Genomic DNA, 14679 nt, shown 5'->3' with positions numbered 1-14679 from the left:
CGCATAGGACATAGGTCCGATTGACTGGGCCTCCACGCATGGCACCCTTCGACAGAGCCGCCCTTCGGCTCATCACAGGGGGAACCCGATGCGCGCCTGCCGATATGTGCTCCTTTGCGCTTTGCCATGCATGATCGTCGGCTGCAACACGCCGCCGATCCCACCTGGCAAGCCGGTCGATATCCCGACCGCCCTCGAGCAGGTTCTCTCGGGCCTGTGCAATTTCAAGAAGGAACAGGCCGACCGGAAGCAGGATATGGGCGTCGCAATCGATACGGTCACCGTGGAACTCGACCTGACCGTCGACGGCGCAAGGAATCCCCCTGTGGCGGTCGCACCGGATATCCAGTTCATACCCACGGTGAGCTATGGGCAGATCATCACGGCGAACCGGGGCAGCCGGCTTACGCTCACGCTGAAAAACACGGGCTCCTACGGCGGCTGCGACGTCATGACATCGGCAAAGTAGCGGCTGTTCGCTTTCGCTATAGGACCTTGGGCCCATAGCCAGATCATGCGGTTGTGACATGATGGAAGGGCGCGGAATACTCGGCCCTGGCACCATGCGTATTGTTCATACGTTGCTGATCATCCTGGCTTTCGGGATGAGTATTGCCGGCCGGCCGACAGGTTGCCTCGCGGCCCAGGGAACGCCTGCGCAGGCCGCGGCGTCGCAGCCCGCGAAGGCCGCGCCAGCCAGTGCGCCATCGCCCCCCGCGCCCTCCACGCCTCCCAAGCGCGCCGCCGCCCGCCGGCTCGACCTCGCCCTCGCCATTCAGCCGAAGTTCGGCGATTTCGACGCCATGCTCGACCGCAGGCTGATCCGCGTACTGGTGCCGTACAGCAGGACCCTCTATTTCAACGAACTCGGCCATGAGCGCGGACTGACCGCCGGACTCATGCGCGACTTCGAGCGCTACCTGAACAAGACGTACCGGAGCAGCCTCGGCAAGCGGCCACTGACGCTCGTGATCATCCCGACGACGCGCGAGCAGCTTATTCCCGCGCTGCTTGCCGGGAAGGGAGACATCGCCGCCGGTAATCTGACCGCCACCGAAACACGGCTGAAGCAGGTCGACTTCGTCGCGCCGCGCGACCGCAAGCCAGTCCGCGAGCTGGTCATCACCGGTCCGAAGTCGCCCGCGCTCACCAAACTCGACGACCTGAGCGGCAAGACCGTGCATGTGCGCGCGAGCAGCAGCTACTTCGAGAGCTTGACCGCCCTGAACGCGCGCTTCAAAAAAGACGGTAAGCCGCCGATGAAGCTGGTATTGCTACCCGATGCGCTCGAAGACGAGGACGCCATGGAGATGCTCAATGTCGGGCTCGTCCAGATTCTCGTCGTCGACGACTGGAAGGCGAAATTCTGGGCGCAGGTGTTGCCGGACATCGTGGTGCACGACGACATGGCCGTGCGTGACGCCGGCTATATCGGCTGGGCGATTCGCAAGCAGAGCCCCAAACTCCAGCAGGCAATCACCGACTTCTACATCGGCTACGTGAAGAAGCAGAGCGTCGCGGAAGTGCGGCTGCAGCAGGAACTGCAGCGCGTCAAGCAGATCACCAGCAACACCGAGGACGCGGAACTGAAGCGCTTCAAGCAAACGGTCGGTCTCTTCGAAAAGTACGGCGCGCAATATCACTTCGATCCATTGATGCTTGCCGCGCAAGGGTTCCAGGAATCGCAGCTCGACCAAAGCGCCCGCAGCCACGTTGGCGCGATCGGCATCATGCAGCTCATGCCGTCAACCGGCAAGGAGCTGGCCGTCGGCGACATCCGTGTGACGGAATCGAATATCCATGCCGGCGCGAAATACCTGGACCTCCTGATGTCCCGCTACTTCCCGGATGCGCACTTCTCCGATTCGGACCGCGCCCTCTTCGCGTTTGCGAGCTACAACGCGGGTCCGGCGAGGATCGCGAAGATACGCAAGGAAGCCGCCGCCCGGGGGCTCTCGCCCGACAAGTGGTTCAACAACGTCGAGATCGTGGTGGGCGAGAAGATCGGGATCGAGACCACCACTTACGTACGCAATATCTACAAGTACTACGCCGCCTACCGGCTCGTTCAGCAAGCGCAGGCGGCGCGCGAGCGCGCCATCGGGCAGGTGCGCAAGCAGGGTTGAGGCAGGCTTACGCGTCAGGTGTCCAGCACTGCGAGATGAATCTTGCGACCTCATCCAACGCATGCCGCGCGCCCGGCAACTCGTGGGTGGAGCGTTGGAACACGTGGTGCAGCCCTTCGTAAATGTCCAGTTGCACCGTGTTGCCCTGCTCCGCCGCCGACGCTGCGTAGCGTCGCGCGTCGTCGAACAGCAGTTCGTCCGTACCTACCTGGAGCGCGATGGGTGGCAGGCGCCCTCCTGGAATGCCATGCAGCGGCGACGCGCGTCCGTCGGTGGGATCGACGGCGCCAAGGTATGCCGCGGCGGCATCGGCGAGCACAGGCCGCGTCAGGACGGCATCCCGGGTCGCATCGCTCTTGAACGACGGCCCCGTCAACGCCAGATCGACCCACGGCGAGAAAGCGGCCACGCTCGCGATGTTCAACGTCCGCGGTTCATCGATACCCAGAGCCGCAAGCGCGAGGCCGCCGCCTGCAGAATCGCCAACCAGGGCGACTTCGCGTATGCCGCCGTTCGCGAGCCATCGCAGCGCGGCGAGCACGGCATCGTGCGCCGCGGGAAACGGATGCTCGGGCGCAAGCGGATAGTCGAGCACAAAGGTGTGAACGCCTGCGCGCACCGCAACCTGGCTCGCGAAGCCGCGATACCCCCAGGCAGACCCGAGCACAAAAGCCCCGCCGTGCAGGAACAGGATCGCGCGATGGGCAGGCGCGGCACGCGGCCGAATCCACCATCCTTCTACGTCCGCGTTCGTGACGCTCTCCAGGCCGGCGCCATCCGCTACCGGCGTTTGCGCGGTCATGGCGTCGTACGCCTCGCGCATCGTTCCATCGAATTCGTTGAAGTGGCGTTGCGTGCGCTCGATCGAGGCCCTCGCCGCGTCGCGGTCTTCATCGCTCAGGCTGTGCCGCACTTCGATCAGGTTTGCGCGTTGTCCGATGCTCATCATGGCTCCTTCGTTGGGTGTGTGCGTCGTCGATGGGCATGACGATATCGATTCCACTCAGAGCATGGAAGAAGGCCAAATGGAATAGAATCCATTCCAGACAGGAAGCTTTGGGGAAGAAGAAGTGGACCGGCTCGACGCGCTCAAACTTTTCATTCGCATCGTCGAAAGCGGAAGTTTCGCCGCGGCGGCGCGCGACATCGGCGTGGGCCAGCCCGCGGTCAGCAAACAGATCGCGTCGCTCGAGCGCTATCTTGGCGCCCAACTGGTCAGGCGCACGTCGCGCAGCATGACGCTCACCGAGACCGGCCAGTCGGTTTATGAAGCGGGCTTGCGCATCATTGGCGACTTTACCGATCTCGAGTCTTCCGTCGGGCATGGCCAGATGTCTCCGGGCGGGCTGGTCCGCGTGACCGTGCCGCCAGTCTTTGGCCGGCTCTATCTCGTGCCGCACCTGCCGGCGTTTTTCTCCCGATATCCGCAGGTCAGCGTAGACCTTTCCGCGACCGAGCGAAACGTCAATCTCGTCGAGGAAGGTTTCGATCTGTCGATCAAAACCGGACCGCTTGCCGACTCCTCGATGATTTCGCGGCATCTGGTCTCGAGTCCGGTCGTTGTCGTCGCAACGCCGCAATACCTCGAAAAACATGGCCGCCCCGAACGGCCGCAAGAGATCGAACGGCATGCCTGTGTCGTTTTCGCGCCGATGCACGAGCCGCGGGCATGGCGTTTCGCCAACGTCGAAGGGCCCGGCCTCCATGTTCCGTCCGGTAATTTCCGCACCGGCGACGCGGAGCAGATTCGCGCTGCCGTCCTGGCCGATATGGGCCTCGTTCAGGCGCCGGCCTGGCTCTTCGCAGCGGAGATGGCGAGCGGAGAGGTCATCAGCGTGCTGGAGGATTTCGCGCCGCCGCCGTTGCCCATCCACGGCGTGCATCCATCAGGCAGGCGGCTGCCGAACAAGACTCGCGTGTTTCTCGATTTCGTCGCCGAAATCCTCGCGGCGGATCCGCGCCCGGCTTTCGTTCCGGTCTGATGCCTTCGCGCGCATGGGCGGAACGGCGCTTGCTGGAATGGGAGGGTCACTCATTAAGGAGAGCCAAAATGCCCGAGAAGAAAACGATCGAGCGTGCGCGTGCTGACAAGCGCGCGGGCAAATCCGCAAGCATCCAGGCCGGCGAATTCGTGAAAGAGGAATTCGATCGCGTGCGCGAGGGCAAGCATGGCGTGCGTTCCGCGAAGCAGGCTGTCGCGATCGGCCTTTCGAAGGCGCGCCGCGCGGGTGTGGACCTGAAACCGCCGGCGCCCGGCAAAACCAGCGAAGCGACGCGCAAGAAGGCCGCGAAGGATACCGCGGCGGCCCACGGCGCGAAAACGGCCCGCACGAGCACGGAATCGAAGGCCAAACGCTCGCGCACGACGACGCAAGTGCTCAAGGGCGAGAGCCGGGCGGGCGCGTCGCCACAAGCCGCGTCGAAGCAGGCGAAGACCGCGGCAGCGCGCCGCCCCGCTGCAAGCCGTACGGCGGCTGCGAAGAAGGCTGCGCAGACCAAGGGCGCAGCGGGCCGTTCCGCTGCGGCAAAAAAGGCGGCGAAGACACGCGCCGCACGTGCGCAGCACGCTCGCCACTAGCGGGGCGCGGGGTTATGAGACTATGCTCCTCATCGCCCCGCATGCGCATGCTGCAAATCCGCCGATGTCCTCACCCGCCCTGCTGCTCGAACAGATCCTTCGCGACGTCCCACGACGCTATCGCTTGCCGCAAGAGGCCGCGGCTTCGGCGCTGCCGCGTCTACACGCCAATCCGGCTACGGCGCTGGCACTCGTCATCGAACAGGCACGTGAAGCCATGGCTCATGGCGGAGCACCCGACGCGGCGCTAAAGCCGCGTTTTGTCGAGTCGCTCGCGGCCATGATCACCGAGGCCATGCACGCCGATTCCGGAGACCGCGCATTTCAGGCGATGGTTCTACGGCACCGCGCCACCCAGGTACGCGAATTTGCGTCGCTTTCGGCACAAGCCGATCAGGATCGCCGGCAGATCCATGCCGCGGTCAATGCGATCGCGCATCCGGCCAAACAGCAGCGTGCCCTGGAAGCCTGGCAGCGCGAAGCACTTGCGCGGCTGCATTCGTCCGCATCTGTCGCGCACGACGAGGCGCACTATGCAGGACTTCACGAAACCGCGCGAAACCTCCTCGATTTGCCTGAGCTTGCAAAGGGCTCGGATTTCGAGCGCGCGCTGGAGGATCTGCGGGACAGTCCGGGACTTGCGCGCCTGTGCCGGCTCGAAGCCCTGGCGCCTGACCCACTTGTGCAGCAGTACATATCAATGCTGGACGCGTATGGTCCGCGGCCGGGTACGCCGGCGGCCGTGGCACAAGGCCGGGCGTCGCAGCGACGCGGCGCAGCTGTCGAAGCGCTGGCCTTACAAGCACTCGAAGCCCTGGCTCAAAGGCTCAACGCAGCGCAGGAGCACTCGCACGCGTACCGTGTCGTGAGTTCGATGCGCGTTCCGGCCTCGATACCGGGCACGCACGAGCGAGCCAAAACGGAATGGGACGTGGTATTGCTGGAGCGGCTGCACGCGAAGACCTTCGATATCGTGCCCGTCTGGAACGTGCGCCTGCTCGTCGAAGCGAAGGCATCCGTCGAGTCCGCGACGACCGACCTCCCGCGCCTCATGCGCGGTTTGCGCCTGCTCGCGCACGCCGAAGAAAACGCCGTCTATGCGTTCGAGACCCAGCAGGGGCCGGTACGACTGCACGGCGCATCGCTACGTGCACAAGGCATCGACGAGTCCGGCTTGTCGAAAACGGTACTCTATTGTTGTGACGCCCCTGCTGAAGGCGCATCGCGAATGCTCAACGCCGCGAGCCGTATGCAGCTTTTGTCCGCGCCGGCGAGCATTGAATACGCCAGCGCCCAGTGGGACGGACAACATGCTGATCCGGAGATACTGGGTGCTGTCTGGCAGCAACTCACGCAGTCGCCGCGCTGGCACGCGGTGCTCAACCAGTATTCGATGCTGCGCCTCGTGCGCGAATTGATGGTGCACCCCGATGACCTGATGGCCACGATTCGCGATGCATCGGAGTGTGCGCCGGGATCTGCGCCGGGGTCTCAGCAATACACGGCGAACGAACGGCCTTGTTGACCTGCGTTCGTTCGCGACAGGCGCCCTAACGCCTCAATGCTCCGTGCTCGCACGCGCCGCCGCAGGGCACGCAGGGTCCTTGCCCCAATGCCCGTCGCACACGCGCCAGCGGCAAAGCTGATCTTCGAAAAAGCCCTGTTCTCCGCACGCCTTGACTTGCTGCGCGAGCGTGAGCTTGCTTGCCGCCGGCTTCGAAGAGTGCGAAGACGCGTCCTTGACATCGCCCGGCTTCGTGCGGGCAACGAGCACAGCTAGCAAGTCGACATCGGAGTCATCCTTCTGGCCGCCTGAGCGCGCATCATGCCGCTTCTTCGCCAGCGCTTGCGCGTTGGCGTTCCCCGCATGCGCGCCACCCTTCGCCTCGTGCCGGGTTTCGGCGCCCTTGGCCGGGTGCTTGTGATTCGCGTCCACGGACGCGCTCGCAAGCGGCGCGGCGCCGCCCGCCGGCGCGCTCGCACCGGCATCGCGCGCGCCATTGGCCAACGCACGCGAAAGCCGGCCGTCGTCGGGCACCGTTGCCGACGCAACGGCATCGGGTGTGGGCTTCGCGTTGTCGGCGCTATCGTCGTCGCTCACGATAGTAGCGGCGTGCGAAGCCGACGCCGTATCGGGCGCACTCGCCGCGTTTGCAACGGCTGGCGTAGCGCCTGCGGGGGCAACACTCGGGGCAACTGCGTGGGCAGCCGCCTGCGTCTCGGCGTTCGCCGGCGCGCTGCGCTCGGCCACACGCCAGGCGCCGAAACCGGCGGCGCTGATCAGAACCAGCGCCCCGACCAGCATCGGCGCGCGCGAGCGCCGCACTGTGCCCGGCGGCGTGGCCGGCGGCACGACGCGGCCCTCGAGATTCGCGAGGATGCGCGAGCCGCCCGGCTGTGTGCCCGGCACGCTGGCAGGCGTGTCGGCGAGGAGGCTGGGCGCAGCTTTGGGGGTAGAGTTGTCCGGCGCACTCATTCACTGTCTCTTTGGAATCGTGCTCATTGTGCTCATTGAATTGAGCCTGTTTCACCGCAATAATACGAGGCGGCCCAACTTCGGGCAGCGCTGATTCTAAAATCAAGCATTACAAAAAACAATTGCCACTCCGCGGGTTCGCTTTTGGTCGCCATTGCTCTCGTCGCCTATTTTGCCATTGCCGTACCACTGGCCGCACTATTGCTGCTGCCCGCCGTACGCGCATCGCTTTTCAGCACGTTATTCGAATTGCATAATTTAATTATGCGCCGCGCTTCAGCAAGCGCCACTCACGCCCGGAGTCAGCTCTTTAAGTCGGCAAAAATTTCTCATTCGAGAATGGCCGATATGAAAAATATACTCATCAGGCGGCGCTTGCTGATTTCCATTACCACAGGTATTCTTGCGACGCCGCCGCTCATTGCATTTACATTGCGCGGTCATCAGTTATTTCAATACGATGACACGCCCCGAGTGCCGGACGAAAAAATCGCTGCCTTGCTGAACGGCGAGCAGCTGGTTCCACCGCCGCCGCTGCCTCCCGAGGTATTCGACACGAAGGAGGTCGAGCAGGTGCGGCCCGCGCTGCACGACGCAAGCCGCGACTGGAATCTGCTGGACGCCGATTTCCGCACGCGGCTATTGCTCGTCTACAAAATCATGCGCGAGCAATACGGTTATGAAATGGCACTACTGGAGGGTTACCGCAGCCCCGAGCGGCAAAACCGGCTGGCGCAATTGGGCGGTAATGTGACAAATGCGGCAGCTTTCCAAAGCTATCACCAATATGGACTCGCGGCCGATAACGCATTTCTGCGTGACGGCAAGCTCGTCATTTCAGAAAAAGATCCCTGGGCGATGCGGGGTTACCAGTTATACGGCCAGGTGGCCGAGCAGGTTGGCCTGACCTGGGGCGGACGCTGGAAATTGATGGACCTGGGCCACGTCGAATATCACAAACCCGGCTTCGTTCTGGGTCGCGCGCCGGCAATTGTTAAATGAGGCGCGGCGGGAAATAAATGGGGAGTTTTATGGGGCGTTCATTCATTCTGCCGGGCGGCAAAACCTCTTGCTGCGTGACGACACCGCACATCACTACAAACAGCACCCAAGGCACCAGGACCTGAACGGCTTATGCAACGCTTCTTCAACGTGTTGACAAACACGCGCACGCTCTCTGTCGTCGGCGTGATCGCGCTCGCGGCCGCATTGTTCATCGCGGCCGATGCGCTGCAAATCAGCCCTGTCTGGCCCGCTGCCGTGCTCGGCGCGCTGTTCGCGATCTGGCTCGTGTTCTGGCTCTGGCGCCGCGCGCGCGTGCGGCGCGCGAACCGCAAGCTCGGCGACATGCTGGAGCAGCAGGCGCAGACCGACAGCGGAGAGCCTGCACCCGCCCCCGCGAGGCAGGCGGAGCTGGATGTGCTGCGCACGCGGCTCGTCGACGCCGTCAAGACCATCAAGTCCTCGAAGATCGGCCAGCTTTCGGGCGGCTCGGCGCTGTATGAGTTGCCGTGGTACATCGTCATCGGCAATCCGGCGGCCGGCAAGAGCAGCGCCGTGCTGAACTCGGGGTTGCAATTCCCCTTCGCCGACAAGCACGACGCCGTGGTGCACGGCATTGGCGGCACGCGCAACTGCGACTGGTTCTTCACGACCGAAGGCATCCTGCTCGACACGGCGGGCCGCTATTCTGTCCACGAGGAAGACCGCAGCGAATGGCTCGGCTTTCTTGGCCTCCTCAAGCGCCATCGTCCGAAGGCGCCCATCAACGGCATCATCGTCACCGCGAGCATCGCGGAACTTACGGGCAACCGCCCCGAGTTCGCCATCAATCTCGCGAAGAACCTGCGCCAGCGCGTGCAGGAACTGACCGAAAAGCTCGAAGTGTTCGCGCCCGTGTACGTGATGTTCACGAAGGTCGACCTGATTACCGGCTTCACCGAATTCTTCAGCAGCAACGACCGCCAGGAGTACGACCGCGTGTGGGGCGCTACCCTGCCCTACGAGCCGGACGAGAAGCGCGATATCGTCGCGCTGTTCGACGAGCGCTTCGAGGAGCTTTACGAAGGCCTCAAGGAAATCAGCATCGCGCAGATGTCGCTCAGCCGCGGCAAGCAGCTCTCGCCAGGACAACTGAGCTTCCCACTCGAATTCTCGGCGATCAAGCCGGCACTGCGGGCGTTCCTCGCCACGCTGTTCGAGAACAACCCGTTCCAGTACAAGCCGATCTTCCGCGGCTTCTATTTCACGAGCGCGCTGCAGGAAGGCGAAACGAGCAGCGCTGCCGCGCAGCGCATTGCCAACCGCTTCGTGCTCTCCGCAGAGGGGCTGCCCAAGCCGCATAGCGCGTTCTCGAAGAACGGCTTCTTCCTGCGCGACCTGTTCTCGAAAGTGATCTTCGCCGACCGGCAAACGGTGAAGCAGTTCGCGAGCCCCGCCAAGACGCGCCTGCGTTACGCCACGTTCTTCGGCTTCGTCGCGGTGCTAGCGCTCGCGCTGGGCGGCTGGACGTGGTCGACCATCGGCAACCAGCAACTCGTGGCGAATGTGCAGGCCGATCTCGACAACGTCGAGCGCCTCCAGCAGAACCGCAACGACCTGCAGTCGCGCCTGCAGGCCATGGACATTCTCGAAGACCGCATCGAGCAGCTCGAGCAGTTCCGCCGCGACCGCCCGCTCGCCGTTTCGCTCGGCCTCTACCAGGGCGACCGGCTCGAACAGCATCTGCTCGAGGAGTATTACAGCGGCGTACGGCAGATCATGCTGACGCCCGTCTCGCAGAATCTCGCCTCGTTCCTCAAGGATGTGGACGCGCATCCCGAACTGCTCGCGCCGATGTCGCATACGCCCGATTCGGGTGCGATTCCCGTCTCGGCGCACACGGCGATGGCGAGCGGCAGCCAGGGCGGCCTCTATAGCGCCGCCTCGCCGACGAGCGTCGAAGACGCCTATAACGCGCTCAAGACTTACCTGATGCTCTCCGACAAGCGTCACGTCGAGGCCGCGCACCTGACCGACCAGATCGCGCGCTTCTGGCGCGGCTGGCTCGAAACGAATCGCGGCAACATGCCTCGCGACGAGATGATCAAGAGCGCCGAGCGCATGATCACGTTCTACCTCGCGCGCGTATCCGACGACGACTGGCCGATGATCGACGCGAACCTCGCGCTCGTCGACCAGACGCGCGAAAACCTGCGCCACGTGGTGCGCGGCATGCCGGCTCGTCAGCGTGTGTACGAGGAGATCAAGGCGCGCGCCTCCACGCGTTTCGCGCCCATGACAGTTGCGCGCATTGTCGGCGACACGAATACCTCGCTGATTGCGGGTAGTTACGCGATTTCCGGCACCTTCACGCGCGAGGCATGGTTCCAGTACGTGCAGCCCGCGATCCGCGACGCCGCGACGAAGGAACTGCAAGCGAAGGACTGGGTGCTCAACACCTCGGCGCAAGACGATCTCACGCTCGAAGGCAGCCCCGAGCAGATCCAGAAGGCGCTGGTGTCGATGTACAAGACCGAGTACGCGCAGAACTGGCAGAAGTTCATGCAGGGCATTGCCGTGCAGGACTTCGGCAGTTTCGGCCAGGCCGTCGATGCGATGAATCGCCTGGGCGACCCGCAGGATTCGCCGATCCGCAAGATCCTCGAAACCGCGTACGACCAGACCTCGTGGGACAACCCGTCGCTCGCGAGTGTGAGCATCAAGCGCGCGGAGAGCGGCGTGACGGGCTGGGTGAAACAATGGTTCTCGCGCATGTCGGGCAACACTGCCACGGCTAATCTCGACCTCAACGGCAATCCGGTCGAGCCTACGATGGGTCCGATCGGCCAGGCGTTCGCGGGTCTGGGCCGCATGGTCGTGACGCACGACAACGCGTCGCTGCTCGGCGGCTACATGGATTCGCTCTCGAAGGTGCGCACGCGTCTTAACGTCATCAAGAATCAGGGCGACCCGGGACCGGGCGCGCGCCAGCTCATGCAGCAAACGCTGGACGGCAACGGCTCCGAACTTTCCGATTCGCTCAAGTTCGTCGACGAGCAAATGCTCACGGGCTTGACCGACGCGCAGAAGAAGGCGCTGCGCCCGCTGCTCGTGCGCCCGCTCATGCAGGCCTACGCGGTGGTGATCCAGCCCGCGAGCGTGGAAGTGAACAAGGTGTGGAATGCGCAGGTGTACCAACCATTCCAGGCTTCGCTCGCGAACAAGTACCCGTTTGCGGGCAGCGCAAAGATCGAGGCCGGCGCAAGCGAAATCGCCCAGATGTTCGGGCCGGACGGTGCGATCTCGAAGTTCGTCGGCACGACCCTCGGGCCGCTCGCCGTGCGCCGCGGCGACACGCTCTCCGCACGCACCTGGGGCGACATGGGCCTCGCGCTCACGCCCGACTTCACGACCGGCTTCGCACGCTGGGTGGCCCCGCTTGCGGGCGGCGCGGCAGGCGCGGGACAAGGCTCGTCCGAGCCGCAGACCGTGTTCCAGATCCTGCCGCAGCCTTCGAGCGGCACGACCGAGTACACGATTGCCATCGATGGACAGCAACTGCGCTACCGCAACACGCCGCCGCAGTGGACGAACTTCGTCTGGCCCAATCCGCAAGGCGCGCCTGGCGCGACGCTCTCGGCCACCACGTTCGACGGTCGCACGATCCAGTTCGTCAACGAGCCGGGACGTTACGGTCTGGAGAAACTCATCAACTCGGCGCAGCGCACGCGCCATCCGGACGGCACCTTCGACCTTTCGTGGACGCAAGGCAGCGTGACCGTATCGGTGAGCATGCGCATCGTCAGCACCTCGCAGCCCACGGCCGCGAGCGGTAACGCGCCGCAGCAGCAGGGCTTGAGCGGCGTGCAGTTGCCCTCTTCGATCGCAAGCGTCGGGACGGTGAACAACGCGGCCGCCAACCCCGCGGCCAGCGCGAGCGCTACGCCCGCCGCCGTGGCCGCAGCGGCCCCCACTCAGACAGGAGGAACCGCGCAATGACGCAGTCCGTTCAGGCGCAGATCGCGTACTTCGGCAAGATTCCGTCGCGCGGCGACTTCGTCAAGAGTGCGCACAATCCGCAGTTGCTGCAGACACTGGACCGCTGGATCGCACAGGCGATGGAACTGCTCGCCGACGATCCGCGCTGGAAGATCGTCTATGGCGAAGCGCAACCCATGCACTTTGCGTTTCTCGGCTCGCAGAGCAAGCTCGCGATCGCGGGGCACATGGTGGCGAGCCAGGACCAGTCGTCGCGGCGCTTTCCGTTTCTCGCGGCCACCGCGCTCGAAGTCGAGCAGCCGCTCGCCTTTCTCGCGCGCAGCCCGCTCGCCTTCGCGCGGCTGTGGTCGCGCGCCGCGCAGCAAATGCAGCCGCTCCTTGGCGCGAGCGAACCCGCCGGTGCTCTGCATGCGCTCGGCGAAACCCAGGTGCCCGTAGACGTAGGCGGCGTGGGCAACCCGCACGACGGCACCTTCAACGACTTCGTCGAACACCAGACGCTCGAAGGCCTCGAGCGGATGCTGCTCGCGAGCGGCCACCCCGTGCGCCTGCGCGGCGCGATGCTCGCGCTCGGCTCGCTGCTGCGGCCCGTGATGACGAGCGGCTCCTCGCATCTGGAGCGCGGCCTCACGCTGCCGCTGCCGACCGACCCGTTCTACCGCAGCCTCGTGGCCGCGTTCTGGCTGGAGCTGATCGCGCCGTTCGTTTCGAAGGCGGACTTCGAACTCGCTATCTTCATCGGCACCATCGCGCAGCGCGAACGGCTCATCGTCGGCTTCAACGGCGCATCGGCCCGGACCCTGCACAGCGTGGTCGATCCGCAAACCTACGCCGCCCACAACATCGATATCGACGATCCCGAATGGATCGACGGTCACGCACAAAGCGACCATGGCATCAGCAAACTCGTCAGCTACCTCGATCAGCCGCAACTGTCGCTGCGTCTTGCAATCGACACGTTCCAGGAAGCGTTCGTTGGGGAGGTTGGACATGCACGGCGCGGATAAGCAGACGCGCGTTCCCGTGCGTACGGCGATGGCTGCGGCGCTCGCGGCTGGCGTGTTCGGGTTCGCTGGCGCGAATGCGTGGGCCGACGATGCGAGCCCTGCTCGCGTGACGCCCGTGAACAACAGCGGCGCGCAGGTCAGCACGACTGAGCTTCCTGCGGCGAACCCGGCGTCCTCTACTGCTGCCACTGTGCCCCGCTCGACCGCCACGTCCACGCCCGCGCCTGTCGATACGGCGCCCGGTCAGGTCGTGGCAGGCGGCAAGGTGCCCGACGAAGCCACGCACGCGGCTGTGCTCGCGCGTCTGCGCGAGACCTATGGCGCGGCGAACGTCGTGGATCAGATCGAAGTGGGCGACGTCGCCACGCCGCCCAACTGGTCGGACAACGTGCAGAAGCTGCTCAATGCGCAGCTCAAGCAGATCCACAAAGGACAACTGAAGATCGACGGCACGCAGATCGACATGCGCGGCGAGGTAGGCAACGAGGCCACGCGCCAGCAGATCGCGAGCGACATGGCCATCGCGCTGAATCCAACCTATACGATTCGCAATGGGTTGCGTGTGAGCGCGTCCGAACAGGGGTTGCTCGACCAGACGCTTGCGAATCGCACGATCGAATTCGAAACTGGCAGCGCGACGCTCACGCCGCAAGGCCGCGCGATCCTGGACCAGATGGCGGCCGTGCTCGTGAAGATGAACACGCGCACGGTGGCGATCATCGGGCATACGGACAACTCAGGTAATCGCACTTCAAACATTGCGCTGAGCCAGGCGCGCGCCGATGCTGTTAAAGGGTATCTCGTCGGCAAGGGGATCTCGCCGCAACAGATGACGGCGACGGGTGTGGGTCCTGATCAGCCGATTGCTTCGAATGATACGAGTGATGGGCGGGCAAGGAATCGGCGGATTGAGTTTCGGGCGGGGTTGTAGGCAACTCAGCCGGGGCGCAACCTGAATGGATGCGCCCGTCAATGCTTGTTGCACGCGTCCATCGAGAACGACGGCACGTAAGTTGGATCGTGAGCTTCGAAGTTTTTGCTCGCGATATCAAGAACGTCGATGGCAGATACCGAGGAGACAACGAGGTATTTTCCGTCCGCGCTGAAGTCTGCGGAATAGATCCCCGCTCCATAAGTTCGTGCGAACCCTTTCTTCGTTCCTCCGCCAAACGCATAGAGCGTGAGGAACGTAACCTGAGCATTTCTCGGCTCTACCTTCAACGGTTGACCGTACAACACCAGATACTTGCCGTCAGGGCTGAATTTTCCACCTTCGACTTGATGATTAATCTTGACGCTTACAGGGTTCCCGTTCTTCCCAACGACGGAAATCATGCCCGGCCGGATTATATCGACGCGGGATGAAGTATCACACGAGACGACCGCTTCGCCAGCACGTGCAATCCCGCACGTAAGGGCCATTGCCAACGTCAATCTAGTCAACATTTGCGTCTCACAGTGGCCATATGCCACTTCAAGTTTCAGGCCCCCGTCGCTCGGAACCCGGACCGC

General features: G+C 64.0%; 12 protein-coding genes. 9 read left to right on the top strand and 3 right to left on the bottom strand.

Translation table 11 applies throughout. The features are described from left to right. Positions 1 to 88 precede the first annotated feature (88 nt). Positions 89 to 469, top strand: a complete 381-nt coding sequence (locus tag E1N52_RS23495) for a hypothetical protein (RefSeq protein WP_165979433.1) — start codon at positions 89 to 91, stop codon at positions 467 to 469. Positions 470 to 563: 94 nt separating this feature from the next. Next, positions 564 to 2126 carry an MltF family protein gene (locus E1N52_RS23490; RefSeq protein ID WP_133185123.1) on the top strand — a complete coding sequence of 521 codons (1563 nt, stop codon included), beginning with the start codon at positions 564 to 566 and terminating at the stop codon, positions 2124 to 2126. Positions 2127 to 2133: 7 nt separating this feature from the next. Here the strand turns inward: E1N52_RS23490 and E1N52_RS23485 are convergent, their stop codons facing one another. Next, complete coding sequence (locus E1N52_RS23485; protein ID WP_133185122.1) at positions 2134 to 3072, bottom strand: alpha/beta hydrolase fold domain-containing protein; 939 nt, start codon at positions 3070 to 3072, stop codon at positions 2134 to 2136. 124 nt (positions 3073 to 3196) lie between these two features. On the opposite strand from E1N52_RS23485, the gene E1N52_RS23480 reads away from it, so the two are divergent. The 3 genes from E1N52_RS23480 (at position 3197) to E1N52_RS23470 (ending at position 6229) form a co-directional block, all read left to right on the top strand. Further along, on the top strand, positions 3197 to 4108 hold the full coding sequence (locus tag E1N52_RS23480; RefSeq protein WP_133185121.1) for a LysR family transcriptional regulator: 912 nt from the start codon (positions 3197 to 3199) through the stop codon (positions 4106 to 4108). 68 nt (positions 4109 to 4176) lie between these two features. Beyond that, positions 4177 to 4704 (top strand): DUF6496 domain-containing protein, encoded by a 528-nt coding sequence (locus tag E1N52_RS23475; protein WP_133185120.1) that lies wholly within the window; start codon positions 4177 to 4179, stop codon positions 4702 to 4704. A gap of 64 nt (positions 4705 to 4768) precedes the next feature. Then, positions 4769 to 6229 carry a 3-deoxy-D-arabino-heptulosonate 7-phosphate synthase gene (locus tag E1N52_RS23470; protein ID WP_133185119.1) on the top strand — a complete coding sequence of 487 codons (1461 nt, stop codon included), beginning with the start codon at positions 4769 to 4771 and terminating at the stop codon, positions 6227 to 6229. 33 nt (positions 6230 to 6262) lie between these two features. Here the strand turns inward: E1N52_RS23470 and E1N52_RS23465 are convergent, their stop codons facing one another. Continuing rightward, complete coding sequence (locus E1N52_RS23465; RefSeq protein ID WP_133185118.1) at positions 6263 to 7180, bottom strand: hypothetical protein; 918 nt, start codon at positions 7178 to 7180, stop codon at positions 6263 to 6265. A 144-nt stretch (positions 7181 to 7324) separates the two neighbouring features. Here E1N52_RS23465 and E1N52_RS23460 point away from each other — a divergent pair, with 144 nt between their 5' ends. The 4 genes from E1N52_RS23460 (at position 7325) to E1N52_RS23445 (ending at position 14098) form a co-directional block, all read left to right on the top strand. After that, the gene (locus E1N52_RS23460; RefSeq protein ID WP_133185117.1) at positions 7325 to 8182 is read left to right on the top strand and encodes a M15 family metallopeptidase; all 858 of its coding nucleotides are present in this window, start codon (positions 7325 to 7327) and stop codon (positions 8180 to 8182) included. A 132-nt stretch (positions 8183 to 8314) separates the two neighbouring features. Then, a complete protein-coding gene (tssM, locus tag E1N52_RS23455) occupies positions 8315 to 12160 on the top strand; it encodes a type VI secretion system membrane subunit TssM (protein WP_133185116.1) in 3846 nt (1281 codons plus the stop codon). Further along, complete coding sequence (tagF, locus tag E1N52_RS23450) at positions 12157 to 13167, top strand: type VI secretion system-associated protein TagF (protein WP_133185115.1); 1011 nt, start codon at positions 12157 to 12159, stop codon at positions 13165 to 13167. The genes tssM and tagF overlap by 4 nt, the downstream gene beginning before the upstream one ends. After that, positions 13151 to 14098, top strand: a complete 948-nt coding sequence (locus E1N52_RS23445; RefSeq protein WP_425468118.1) for an OmpA family protein — start codon at positions 13151 to 13153, stop codon at positions 14096 to 14098. The genes tagF and E1N52_RS23445 overlap by 17 nt, the downstream gene beginning before the upstream one ends. Positions 14099 to 14136: 38 nt before the next feature. Here E1N52_RS23445 and E1N52_RS23440 read toward each other — a convergent pair whose 3' ends face one another. Continuing rightward, a complete protein-coding gene (locus E1N52_RS23440; RefSeq protein WP_165979432.1) occupies positions 14137 to 14613 on the bottom strand; it encodes a hypothetical protein in 477 nt (158 codons plus the stop codon). Positions 14614 to 14679 lie beyond the last annotated feature (66 nt).

It is taken from the genome of Paraburkholderia guartelaensis (assembly GCF_004353905.1).
Lineage (GTDB): Bacteria > Pseudomonadota > Gammaproteobacteria > Burkholderiales > Burkholderiaceae > Paraburkholderia > Paraburkholderia guartelaensis.
Note: the sequence above shows the minus strand (reverse complement) of the source record. Positions and strands in the feature narration are given on the sequence as shown.